Raw genomic sequence first — 13,133 nt, forward strand, 5'->3', positions numbered from 1 at the left:
AAATACACAACTTTCGGTTTGACTTAAATTTCAAATTCATATAAAATTGATTCGTTGCTATGTTTTTTGCACTTAAAGATAATTAAAATGTAAAATATTATTATTTTTAATAAATTTTAAATATCCTATGTAATATGTGAGGCTGGTGTAATTATGAATAACGAAAAACCATCTTTTGAAAAACTCGGAGTAAATTTACCAACTATTTTACTTCCCCAAAAAGGTACTGACATGTCCAAATGGGCTGTTGTTGCTTGTGACCAGTATACCTCTGAACCCGAATACTGGACTGAAGTAGAAAAAAATGCAGGGGACAACCCTTCTACCCTGAAACTTACTTTCCCTGAAGTCTATCTGGAAAATGGGAACAGTGAGGAAAGAATTCAGCAAATTAACAGTTCCATGGAAAAATACATTAAAGAAAACATACTGGAAGCCCATGGACCATGTTTCATTTATGTGGACAGAAAAACTTCCCATACAGCTTCAAGAAAAGGTCTTATAATGGCCGTTGACCTTGAAAAGTATGATTATGCAGCTGGTTCACAAACCTTGATTCGTGCAACGGAAGGAACCGTAATCGAAAGACTCCCTCCTAGAATCAAGATTAGAGAAAATGCTTCTTTAGAGCTTCCTCATGTAATGCTACTAATTGATGATCCTGAAAAATCTATAATTGAACCTTTGGCACAAAAGACTGATTCTCTGGAAAAAGTCTATGATTTTGATCTTATGATGAAAGGCGGTCACGTCAAAGGTTATAAAGTTGAAGATGAAGTAACTGTCGGCAATATACTTTCAGCCCTTGACAAACTCGCTGATCCTGAACATTTCAGCCAAAAGTATTCTGTTGGAAGTGACAAAGGTGTACTGCTCTTTGCAGTTGGAGATGGCAACCATTCTCTTGCTTCTGCCAAAGGGCACTGGGAAATTATAAAGTGCGGCCTTTGCACTCAGGAGCTTGAGAACCACCCTGCAAGATATGCTCTTGTAGAAGTTGTTAACGTTCATGACGAAGGTCTTACTTTCGAGCCGATACACAGGGTTGTGTTCAATGTTAATGCTGACGATCTCTTAAACAGTATGGTAAACTTTCTTGGAAATGAAAATTGTACCTACAAGAAATTGGATTCAATGGAATCAATCTTTAATGAGCTTCAAGCAATGAGATCAAACAAATCCGCTCACGCAGTGGGCTTTTGCACCAGCGAAGGCTTCGGTGTAATTGAAGTTGCCAACCCATCCCACAACTTGGAGGTCGGCACTCTTCAATGCTTCCTCGATGAGTACCTAAAGACCAATAAAGATATTAAGTTTGATTATATACACGGAGAAGACGTTGTTTTAAAGCTTGGCACCCAAAAAGGCAACATTGGCTTCTTCCTTCCTAAGATGAGCAAGCATGACCTTTTTAAAACAGTAATTCTTGACGGTGTACTCCCAAGAAAGACTTTTTCCATGGGAGAAGCGGATGAAAAAAGATTTTATCTGGAATGCAGAAAAATTGTAAAATAGATTTTCCCAAAGTCAATTACAAGGGAGCTTTAGTTATATTTTTATTATAACTAAAGTCTCCCTGTTTTTTTAGTATTTTTAAAAATATACTTAATTATATAGTTAATAATGACGAAAAGCTTATTGACACATACATTATTGCCTGATAGAATTATAAAAATTTTCTAATAATTCCTGTCATGCGTTATAATCACGAACTACTGTCAGGTCAGGGGGTCTACTTATGAATATAATTCAAATTAATAACTTAACCAAGCATTTTAAGGTTCTAAACCGTCATGAAGGTCTGCTTGGAGCCGCAAAGGATCTTTTCTCACAGGACTATAAAATAGTAAAAGCTGTAGACGGAATATCAATGCAAATAGCTGAAGGTGAGACAATTGGCTTCGTTGGACCAAATGGTGCAGGAAAATCAACTACCATAAAGATGATGACAGGAGTATTGGAGCCATCCGGCGGTGAAATTAATATCAACGGATACATACCATATAAAGAAAGAAAAAAATATGTTCAAAACATTGGAGTTGTATTCGGCCAAAGGACCCAGCTTTGGTGGGAGCTTCCCGTTATTGAATCCTTCAAGATACTCAAGGAAATATACAGGATAGACAAGAAGGTATACGACGAAAATATGGCTACATTTGACGAACTGGTGAATTTGAAGAGCCTTTACACTACTCCTGTAAGATTTATGTCTTTAGGACAGAGAATGCTCTGTGATATAGCTGCATCTTTCCTTCACAATCCGAAAATTATCTTTCTTGACGAACCTACAATTGGATTGGATGTATCCATCAAGAGCAAAATCAGGACTGTAATAAAGGGATTAAATGAGCAAAAGAATACCACAATACTGCTTACAACACATGACATAAGCGACATTGAAGCCCTATGCAAACGTATAATCATTATCGACAAAGGCTCCATAATATACGATGACGAGCTTTCAGAAATCAACAAAATGTTTGGGGCATACAGGACACTCAAGATCGATATGGGGATTCCTCCTCAAGACCTTGAAGAAAAGATAAGAGCAGCTTTTCCATGCAAAAGTCCAATTCATGTTGAAAAACAGGATGATGGCTGGTTGAGCGTCACAATTAATCAGGACGAAGTTACCTTGATGAATGTACTCAACTTTGTTATGAGCAACTATCCTGTCAAGGATGTCAAGATTGAAGAAATCAAGACCGAAAGCATCATTAAAAAGATATATGAAGGTGAGTTAAAATGAAAAAGTATCTTAGCATATGTAAAAACAGCTTTATTGGCGGACTTGTCTATAGGATGCATTTATACTTTACTATTGCAGGAAATATACTATACATAATTTTGACGTACTTTTTGTGGACATCTATTTACAAGAATTCCAATGGTACGTTAAATGGTATGACCTTTGAGCAAACATTCCTTTACCTTGCATTAGCGGCCTCCATAGGCTGTCTTTTTCAGACGTTTGTAGAATATGATATTGGCAGAAATATCTTAAGCGGAAATATAATTAAAGACCTTACAAAGCCTATGGACTACCAGCTGTTTACCCTGGCGGGAGTTATCGGATTTGCTTTCAACAACCTTTTAATAATAACCGTTCCCTCAATTGTAATTATCTCTATCATTGCCGGTTCACACATACCAGTTGGAATCAATTTAGTATTTTTTGTACTGGCTGTGATATTTTCGTTTTTAATTACTTTCGCCATCGATTACATAATCGGGCTTTTCTCCTTTTATACCGAGTCAATCTGGGGGCTGGCAAATACGAAAAATGTCATAGTATTACTGCTGTCTGGCGCTGCCATACCTTTGAACTTTTACCCTGCAGCAGTAAGAAGAGTAGTCGAATTTCTTCCCTTCCAGGCCATATATAATACACCTATGACTATCTTGCTTTCAAGAGACCTGGGATTTTCCGACTACCTATACTTTTTTGCAAATCAATTGTTTTGGATAGTGGCATTAATTGCTTTGAGCAGGTTATTTTTCAGAAAAGCGATAAAAGTCGTAACGGTTAATGGAGGTTAGCACATGAAAACACTTAGCTTTTATACAAAAATATATTTTATGATTGTTTCCCAGTTTATTAAAGCAAGGATGCAATTTAGAGCCGACTTCATTATAAGCTCTATTGGAGTTATATTTGAGAATATTACCGGTATATTCACTCTCTGGATTTTATTCAAAACAATTCCACTCCTCGAAGGTTGGAACTATTATGAGCTTATATTCATATATGGTTACTCCCAACTTGCATATATAATAGGTCACCTGTTTTTTATTCACATTTGGAACCTGGGATTCCATTTAAGGGAGGGCAATTTCATAAAATACTACTTTAAACCATTAAACTCAATGTTCTATTATATGGCCGATGAATTCGATATTAAGGGACTTAGCCAACTGATAATGGGTATAGTTATACTTGCCTATTCTTCTGCACACCTTGGCCTCAATTGGACTGTCCTTAAAATTTTACTGCTGATTTTGACTTTATTAGGTGCTTCCCTAATAATGGTGTCCATTCTGGTTATTGCCGGTTCCACAGCTTTTTGGGCAACAGATGCCTCAGGATTGTTAGGTTTTACCTTAAGACTCCACAGCTTTGCAAAATATCCCGTTTCCATATTCAATAAATTCTTTAAATTTATGTTTACGTTTATAATACCTATAGGCTTTATTGCATATTATCCTTCGCAAATATTCTTAAGACCACTCGAACACAATAGCCTTATTTTTATCTCACCTTTTATAGGTATAATACTTTTCATTATCGCATACATGGTATGGAATAAAGGTATAAACAGATATTCCGGTACAGGCTCATAAACAACCGTAATTTCATTAATATCATAAAGAGGTGCTTAAGGACCAACTTACTCAGTTAGTTCTTAAGCACCTCTTTTATAAATTTGCTTAAGGTTCCGCACCCCATACCAGCGAATCTGAGATGTATGCAGTTATATTTTTAGAGTCCTGAAAGTTATATCCTTTAGCTAAAAACGAGTAGTCATTACTTTGATCAAATTTACCCCAATCTTCTTTGTTAACAGCACTCAAAATATAGGCATATTCACCTTTTTTCAAAGTACCTGAGTTAAATTTGATTTCCATATACATTTCTGATCCTGAAAGCTCATGGAAACTAATTACTACATCCTTTTGGTTTTCTTGCCTATAAAAGTTTAAATTACTCATACTTCCTTTACCATAATCGTACACCAAAGAGATCAGTTTTGAAGACTTTCCTTTCTTGGATGCAGAATCCTCTTTAGTGAAATAATATCTTACCTTTACTTTTGCAAGGTCAATATCCGCTTTTCCAGAATTAATAATTCTTATTTTCGAACTTATAATTTGGGAATCAACTTGTTTTTGTACACTATATAACTGCAGCTTTAAACTGCCCGTTGCATAATTGCCGCTTATTGCCGTAGCAGTTGGTTTGACCACATTTTTACCAGTAGCTGTCGGTTTAGATACAACAGGTTTCGGACTAGTTGTTGGCTTTGCCAATGGTTTTGTTGCTTGTGCAGCAGGTGTGTTTATTGTCCCAGCTGCTTTTGTCGGCTCATTTCCAGGCTTGGCAGTATTAACAACATCTTTCTGCTGCAAACTCATGGCAGCATCTGAGGTTATAATAACACCATTTGTTGTATCAATGGCGGCAAACAATTCTGAAATCTTTTTTGTGTTGAGCTTTTCCGTTTTAATCTCCTCAAGAGATAAATCCACTCCACACTCTTTTGCCTTTTCCAGCAAATAATATTTACCCATGGAGAGGTCGTTTTTCTCAGCTTCTCTTCTCTCTTCCGGTGTAACCTGTATAACCTTGCTAGTTATATATTTTTCATTTTCACCATTCATTTTTCTATTCAAGTCACGCAAAAATGTCTCAAGTTTCTTCTCAGTATGACTGTTTTTTGAATACTCTTTATTTTTGTTATTTACAGAAGCAGATACAAGAATAACGTTATTTCCCTCAGGATTAATAAATCCACGAGCCTCAGACTTATCAACAAATTCTGTTATCACAGTATATACATTCTTTCCTTCTGCATCAAGCTCCTTGACAATGTCCCCTGCATCATCATTTATAGCTTTTATTTTCAAAACCTCAAATTCCTTGTTAACTGAAAATCCTATACTTGGATTGACATCAACATTGATATATCCATATGAATTATCATACAATGAAACTCTGGAAAACATAAACACCATAATAAAGACCGCTGCAATACTTGACGCAATTGAAGCATATTTATAAATCGGCTTCGTTGTTTTCCGGACATCTTGTATATTAAACTTAACTTGTTGTCCAACGTACATATCTCTAGTTCTTTTTATTACCAAAAACTCACTATCAGGCGTCAGTACTACTGCTTTGTTACTGTGAACCTCGTAGACTATCCCCAATCGAATCATGCTACCTACCCCCTTCATCGGTATACTGCAAATATTTCTGTGAAAGCTGAAGATCTCCCCTCATAATCAAACATAATGCTATAATGTATTTTCTATTATTCCCAATAGTCTTGTTATGCACCCCAATCTGCTTTCTAAGCTCATTTCTAGGTATATTCTTATTTTTCTTTAGTTTTTCGAATAAGCGCTCATCCTCCACCAAAATTTTCGCTATCCTAATGCATAGCCTTCGTGAATCCTTATGCTTGGGAATATTTTGTGTCAAATCCATAAGCGTTATATCAAACTCTCTTAGTTTATTAACGAAGTCTGTAATTGATTCTCTGGACTCTATATCCTCCATACTAAAATTTGAGGAATTTAAATATGGCTCTTCATTAAAATCATAGTTTTCTTCAAAGTATGAAAAGGGGAATTCCCTTTGCCTACTGTTCTTTCTTGAAAAGTCAATAAGTCGACGTTTTATAACCTGCTCAGAAAACAAAAAGAAATTATAGTTTTTGCTAAAATTGTAACTGTCAATCGACTCATTAAATGCTGACATTGCAATACTATATTCATCACTGTTCTGTACATCAATAAACTTCCCCATTGTTTTTGAGGTTACTTTCAATATAAACGGTATATAACTTGAAATAAATTCGTTTCTTAAAACTCTGTTGCCACCTTTTATATTTTGTAAGGTTAGTATAAATGTATCATCAGTCCGATCTTTAATGTTTTTCTTAGCAGGCATAAATATATTCCGGACATTCAAACAAATCAAGCTCCCTTCGAGGATATTAATTCGATAACTGCTCATTATTTTAGTGCACATCTTTTTATATTATAAACTTATATCTAAAAATATGGAATAAAAAAACAAGAACAAAGTGGAAAATCCACTTTGTTCTTGTTTATAAATATTTATTTTTAATACCAGCTCCATGGATTTGACCTGTCAACCCTGGAATCTCCTGTCCAGGTCCACTGGTCGTCACTTAAATGTCCGTTTAAGTACCAACCTGCAAGTGACGCAATCTCATCAGAATACTCATTAATCCAAGATTCGCTTGCACCTTCAACCCAACCTGTATTAAATGCGAGAACACTGCGTCTCAAGACATCCTTTCCGCTATATCCCTTTGCCTTTGCATCCTTTGAAAAATGAACCAATTTCCTAATGCCCATATGTATCGATATCCCTACATCATAGAAATTACTTTCATTCAAATCGAATTGAGTCATTTCAGGAACATCATACTCTGTCATAAAGTCTTTATAGTTGTTCTTAAATGCAGTTTCAGCTGTTTGGAAAGGTCCATAAGCATGTGCCGAGTTTTCTCCCCAACCCGCTATCGCTGTTTCCAGCTCTGCATTGAGTGTTGATTCTCTTGTAGCCCATCCAAAACAAAACGCATACACATCATCTTTTGAAGTAAAACCAAATTGCTGTGCCAACAAATCGTAGTGCTCGTCAACGTGCTGCTTAATCAAAGCTTTCACCTGACTCGCGCTCAATTCGGAAGCCTTTTGTATCATTACCTGTTTGGAAGTCCCTTCCGAAAAGTACCTGTCATTAAATGACCCGTTGCTTTGAGTCGGTTGAGGTGTTTGTGTAGGTATTTTGGTAGGTGTTTGTGTAGGTATTTTGGTAGGTGTTTGTGTAGGTGTACTTGTAGGTGTTTTTGTAGGTGTTGGAGTTTGAGTTCCTCCATTTGGGAAAACAGTAATAATTCCAAGAAGATACTGTCTCATATACCCAAAATCAATAGAATTTGCATTACTGTCGCCATTAACGTCTGCCGCACTGTAGTTAGGTATTGAACCTGAAAGCAAATACACTCTCATTAGACCAAAGTCAATTGAGTTAAAATACCCGTCACCATTAATATCCCCCGTAACAGCTGCCATACAAGGTGTAGTTGAAAGCAACGAGCACACTAACATTGCAATAATAATTGCCAAAGACCGTTTTTTTGCCATTTACATATACCTCCATCTTTATATTTTAAATAATAAAGTATAAACTTAAAGAATTAAAAACACCATTATGCTAATATAAAATATCAAGATGGTTGGTACATAGAAAATAAGCGTTTTTTACATAAGCGCTGAGAAGAAGTGTATCTTATCTTTATTATATATATTTATTGAAAATTTTTCTACTAATTTCTCAAATAAATAACCCCTTTCTTCACATAACTTCCTTAGAAGAAAGAGGTCTCAATAAGAGAAAAAGAAGTATGAGCTAAAAACTTATCTTAAGGGTAGTAATAGTTTTATAACTCAAGCTTCATTATATCGAAACCCTAAATCCTTTTACATAATCAAAATTTTCGATTCATCACTATTTCTTTTGAAAAAAATTGTAAAATTAATTCTTCTCTACATATTGCCCGGGAGATATCCCCTCATATTTTTTAAATATTCGTATAAAAGTATTAATGCTGTTACATCCAACCATTTTTGCGACAACACCTATCTTCGTCTTGCCATTTTTCAGATACTCTTTGGCCTTTTTAACCCTGTAGAAATTCAAATAGTCTTTAAAGTTTTCTCCGGTGTAATGTTTAAACATTGTGCTCAAATAGCATGGAGACATATTAAAATACTCTGATATATCATTGAGAGATATATCGTTGTTATAGTTTCCCTTTATATAGTTAATCATTTTTTCAGCCATATCACTGTCCAGTTTCTCGTCTTTTTCTTCCATCGCATAGTCCATTGCCAGCTCAAAACTCATAATATTGCCTTCACTCCATGCCGCATCAAAGGCTTCCTTGTTCATTTTGCCCTGTATCTTCCAATGGCGGGTATGGAACTGGGCAAAATCATTTTTTGAAATAAGTTTGCCTGTAACCTCAAATAATCTGTCAGCAGCGCCTATAAGTCTTGCTGCCATTATTAACTCTTCCTGCGCAAATGCTATCTCTGCAAGGCCTTCAAATACCAACAAGGCATAAATCAGGGTAATTTGTCTGCTACCGCGGAATACTCTTAAGCCCTTAAAATAAAGTTCCTTTGCCGATGAATAGCACTGTTTTTGCATCTCAAGTTCTGCCATGTTGCGATATAACCACATCATTTCACCATTATCCTTAGACTCTTCCAATACTTCCAGACTCTCTTGGAATAACTGGCCTGCCTTATCAAAATCCCCTTCATACCTGGCGATCTCCCCAAGGTCTTTAAGAGTACGTGCAATAAGTGACTTATATCCCATCTCACGTACCAATTTAAGGCATCTCTCATAGTAATCCCTTGCAAAGCTATAGTTCTGTTGTGACCTGGACATCTCTGCAATATTTATCAGAGCATTTGAAATACCTTCCTTATCGTCGAGTTCCTCGCAGATTTTAAGATGTTCATTGAACATTTTCATTGCCTGTCCAAAGTTTCCCTTTCCTCTGGCGACCATTCCCGCCCTTACCAGAGATCTTGAAATTCCGCTTTTATCCTTTAACTCTCTGCATATCTCAAGGCTTTCAACAGAGCATAGTTCTGCTTTTTCATATTCCCCCTGGTAGTAATAAACCAAAGCCAAATATTGAAGAACATAGGCTATGCCGGGCTTATTATCGATAACCCGATAAATCGAAAGACTCTTTTGAAGCAACACTGACACTTTAGCCAAACTTCCCTGTATACTTATTGCTAAAGCCTTCATGTACAGTGTTTCAGCTTCCCCCTCCCTGACACCGGATTTTTCAAAAAGTTCTAAACCATCATTTAAAATAGCAATAGCCTGCTCATGATCACCCTTTAAATTAGTCAATCGTCCCAGCCATAAAAATAGCCTCACATTTTCCAGTTTAGGGAGTGCTTCCTGCCTATCAAGTATTTCTTTCAATCTGGTTAGGCCTTCGTTCCAATATTCCCACGTATCCCAGAAATGTCCCATACCGGTTGTCAACCTTAATTCTCTCTGAAAGTTTCCAACCTTTGGAACGGGCAGCTCATACTTTACTTTCTCTTTTAACCCATCGTTCTTATTTTCAGCTTCTATTTCACAAAAGTTACCTACAACAGTCCAGTTGCAATCGGAATTGTAGATTAAAAAACCATTCTGCAAAAGGCAGCTTACATTTTCCTGTAAAAGCTTCGGCAAACCTCTGGTTTCACTGTATAACCATTTAAGAAAAGATTTCGGAGCATATCCCCAACCCAATATACTTTTAATCCACTGCTGCACTCCTTTAGGCGATAACTCACTTATGTAGACAGTATCGTACAACTCAACATCAATATAATCCAGGCCAAATACATTCTCCGGTTCAATTGAATAAACCACTCCAATATTAACTGGCATTTCACTTTCTAGTACCTTCCGCAGAAAACTTAAGGCTGTATTATCTATACTCAATGCATTATCAATCAATAGAATAAAACCCATTTTTTTACTTTCCAAGAGCCTGTTAACAATATCCTTCTCAAAATTGAGGATATCAACCTTTTCAGTATCTATAACCCAAAATTCACTTTCCGTATCCACTGTATTTACTTTTTCTTCCGAATTAATAAACCCCAAATCAAAAGCAGATTCAACATATCTTTGGGCTATTTCATTCAAAAAACGCGTTCTACCTGAACCACGATTACCTACAACCCTAAGTATACCACGCTTTTCCACAGTCAGCATATCAACAAAGTTTTGAACCTTTGAAAGGGCATCTTCTCTTTCAATTAAGCATGCAAAATCACATTCTACAGGTTTATTTATATTCTGATCTATACAGAATTTACTCATTTAAAGAACTTTCTCCTTTGTTGTCTTTACTTTTTATTAACAGGGAAATCTGGTATCATACCTAGCAAACGCATCCTAAGATATGCAAGGTCAATAGAATTTACCGAACCATCTTCGTTTAAATCCCCTGCCTTTTCCGGAACATTAAACTCAGTAATAAATCCAAGAAGATATTTTCTCAGCAAGCCAAGATCTATTGAATTAATATTGGTATCCCCATTTAAATCACCATATAGAACCGGTGCTGTAGTCGTTGGCGTTGGTACAACAAAGGGAACCGGTTCTTCTCCAAACATTTTTACGTTATCAACATACAACGGAACTTTTGTAGTTGTAGTATATTCTTTTTCCAGTCCTTTTCTGCTGTAATCATTTGTGGGATCCCAATGGCTCTTGAAATTTTTATCCTGTGCTGCAACAAGCGCAAATTGTAATTCGCGGGCAGCATATATTTGTTTTCCTTCCCAATCGAATTCAACATAATATGTACCACTTTCGTCATACTTAATAGGCCCTGAATATTTTGCATTTCCATCGAAACTCTTTCCGTTTTCATCATAGTATATTTCCATTTGAAGGTCATCAATGGACTGTCCTGCGCTTAGCAGCTCGCTTATACTAAAGTAATAGCGCGCCTTCATATGGGTCTCATAATGAGGCGGATACGCGGACTCGTTATGAATTCGAAGGGTAACCTGTGTTCTTTCGGTATTTTCCTGTTCGACTTTAGCTTCCACAAAAAATTCCTGTGGCCTGGTTTCTTTTGGCGGGAAATTTGGTACTGGCTTCTGCCCTTCACCATAGTAGGTATAAAAACCAGCACAAGCCCCTACAAAAGCTGCATTATAGTCTACAGCTACTTCATTATAAATATAATCAGATGTTACATCCTTATGAAAATCATCCGCATCAGGTCCACCAACAAGAGCACCCCATAATGTATGTACCTGATCTACAGGATTATCCATACTAAGTGTTTTAGACCCATGCGATGCACGGTGGTGCGGGTGTGAAGCACCGTCGGGCGCATAGCCTACTATATATGCTCTTTTCATTGGATTGTTTCCCATTATATATTCCATTTGGCCCTTTGCCCAATCAGAAAAATCAGTACGTCCTGTATACTTTCTGTATACAAGCGCACAAAGCTGGGCAGCAGTATTGTATCTTGCCGATCCATATGAATTTAGCATGCTGAATCCTGCCGGAGTCGTTGCAAGGAAATTGGTGTCCTTGGTTTCTTCGTGTGCAATTCCAGACCAGTATTCCAGATTCCACCTAAAAATATACCAGTCTCTTTCTGTATTTGTTATCGGTGCAAGTTTTGCAAACACTCCACCCCATACCGTATCCCAGCAGTGAGTCCAAATATTTTGCCAACCGTTACCGGTGTCAACAATGATTCTTTGCATATATCCAGTATATGTACCACTTGCATCGGTAGCTATAATATGATCTATGTATTCTTGTTTTCCAGTTGCTATATTGAGCCAGACTGCAACCCATGACATTTCATCGTAGTCATAGGAAGGTGTATAAAATCCGCCTGAATATCCAAGTCCTCTATATTTTCTGGCAAAATCATAGAGAGCTATAGCTGTATCAAGACACTCCTTAGCATATTCCGGGTCCTCATCTTTAAAATTCAGATAATTAACTGCAAGTGAAGCTGCTGCACCAGCACATTGGTCACTTGCAGGCTTTTCAGCTGTAGCAAAATATGCAGGTCTTTCAAAGTCCTTAAGCATTCTCAAATTTTGAAGTTCAGGTGGATTCCAGTAGTCATGGTCTACATCTCCTTCTCCCACCTGATAGCAGAAAGCAACAACATTGCCATCTTCGTCCCTGAATGTAGATCTAAGAAAATAATCATTAAACCATCTTAGAATATCTCTGACATGTGCTTCCTCTCCAACTTCTACATATGCATCTTTAAACTCATTGAACCCCCATCCAAGTGTAGATGCTGCATAAGTCTGCGGAAGACCAAACTTAACATGATCCCCTGCATCATGCATACCCCCGCGCAAATCAACAGTGCCGTTCCCATCCGGATCAAGTATAGCCTTGTTTTCGTCAATGAAGCTTTGAGACAGATTAGTTCCTCTAAAGCTTTCGGTCATAGGAATCAAAGGTATTTCCTTATCATCCACATGGCAATCACCGCGCCATTCAAGACGTCCATCTGTTACGCCCGGTCCACATTTATTTGCATCATAGAAATAAAGGGAAAGTTGAAGTGCTTTGGCAAAATTGTACTCAGGTTCGGCATTAACTATAACCGGACTACTAAAAACTGTACTTATCAAAAAAACACTGCTAAGAAGCGCACTCAAGCTCCTCTTAAAAAATACTTTGTACGACATAAAATTCGCTCCCCTTGATATTATTTATTTAAAATTTTGTTTATATCAAATATATTAAGTAATATAAAAAACAGTAAAGCTCATATAATAGTAATTCG

General features: G+C 36.7%; 9 protein-coding genes. 4 read left to right on the forward strand and 5 right to left on the reverse strand.

The window, feature by feature from the left end; genetic code table 11:
- Positions 1-153 precede the first annotated feature (153 nt).
- From ACECE_RS0213495 to ACECE_RS0213510, 4 genes are all read left to right on the forward strand, one after another.
- Positions 154-1,515, forward strand: a complete 1,362-nt coding sequence (locus tag ACECE_RS0213495) for a DUF1015 domain-containing protein (RefSeq protein ID WP_010248054.1) — start codon at positions 154-156, stop codon at positions 1,513-1,515.
- Between the two features lie 223 nt (positions 1,516-1,738).
- Positions 1,739-2,749, forward strand: a complete 1,011-nt coding sequence (locus ACECE_RS0213500) for an ABC transporter ATP-binding protein (protein WP_010248056.1) — start codon at positions 1,739-1,741, stop codon at positions 2,747-2,749.
- Positions 2,746-3,540 carry an ABC transporter permease gene (locus ACECE_RS0213505; RefSeq protein ID WP_010248057.1) on the forward strand — a complete coding sequence of 265 codons (795 nt, stop codon included), beginning with the start codon at positions 2,746-2,748 and terminating at the stop codon, positions 3,538-3,540. Before ACECE_RS0213500 ends, ACECE_RS0213505 begins: the two co-directional genes overlap by 4 nt.
- 3 nt (positions 3,541-3,543) lie before the next feature.
- Entirely contained in the window at positions 3,544-4,341 is a 798-nt protein-coding gene (locus ACECE_RS0213510) for an ABC transporter permease (RefSeq protein WP_010248059.1), read from the forward strand.
- An 87-nt stretch (positions 4,342-4,428) separates the two neighbouring features.
- Here ACECE_RS0213510 and ACECE_RS0213515 read toward each other — a convergent pair whose 3' ends face one another.
- The 5 genes from ACECE_RS0213515 to ACECE_RS0213535 form a co-directional block, all read right to left on the reverse strand.
- Positions 4,429-5,937 (reverse strand): anti-sigma-I factor RsgI family protein, encoded by a 1,509-nt coding sequence (locus tag ACECE_RS0213515; protein ID WP_010248061.1) that lies wholly within the window; start codon positions 5,935-5,937, stop codon positions 4,429-4,431.
- 1 nt (position 5,938) lies between these two features.
- Positions 5,939-6,673 carry an RNA polymerase sigma-I factor gene (sigI, locus tag ACECE_RS0213520; protein WP_040428536.1) on the reverse strand — a complete coding sequence of 245 codons (735 nt, stop codon included), beginning with the start codon at positions 6,671-6,673 and terminating at the stop codon, positions 5,939-5,941.
- A 176-nt stretch (positions 6,674-6,849) separates the two neighbouring features.
- Positions 6,850-7,902: a dockerin type I repeat-containing protein gene (locus ACECE_RS27530; protein ID WP_010248064.1), complete on the reverse strand. Its 1,053-nt coding sequence runs from the start codon at positions 7,900-7,902 to the stop codon at positions 6,850-6,852.
- Positions 7,903-8,293: 391 nt separating this feature from the next.
- Positions 8,294-10,669 (reverse strand): tetratricopeptide repeat protein, encoded by a 2,376-nt coding sequence (locus ACECE_RS0213530; RefSeq protein WP_010248065.1) that lies wholly within the window; start codon positions 10,667-10,669, stop codon positions 8,294-8,296.
- Between the two features lie 26 nt (positions 10,670-10,695).
- The gene (locus ACECE_RS0213535) at positions 10,696-13,035 is read right to left on the reverse strand and encodes a glycoside hydrolase family 9 protein (protein ID WP_010248067.1); all 2,340 of its coding nucleotides are present in this window, start codon (positions 13,033-13,035) and stop codon (positions 10,696-10,698) included.
- Between the last annotated feature and the right edge of the window lie 98 nt (positions 13,036-13,133).

This window comes from Acetivibrio cellulolyticus CD2 (genome assembly GCF_000179595.2).
Classification (GTDB): domain Bacteria; phylum Bacillota; class Clostridia; order Acetivibrionales; family Acetivibrionaceae; genus Acetivibrio; species Acetivibrio cellulolyticus.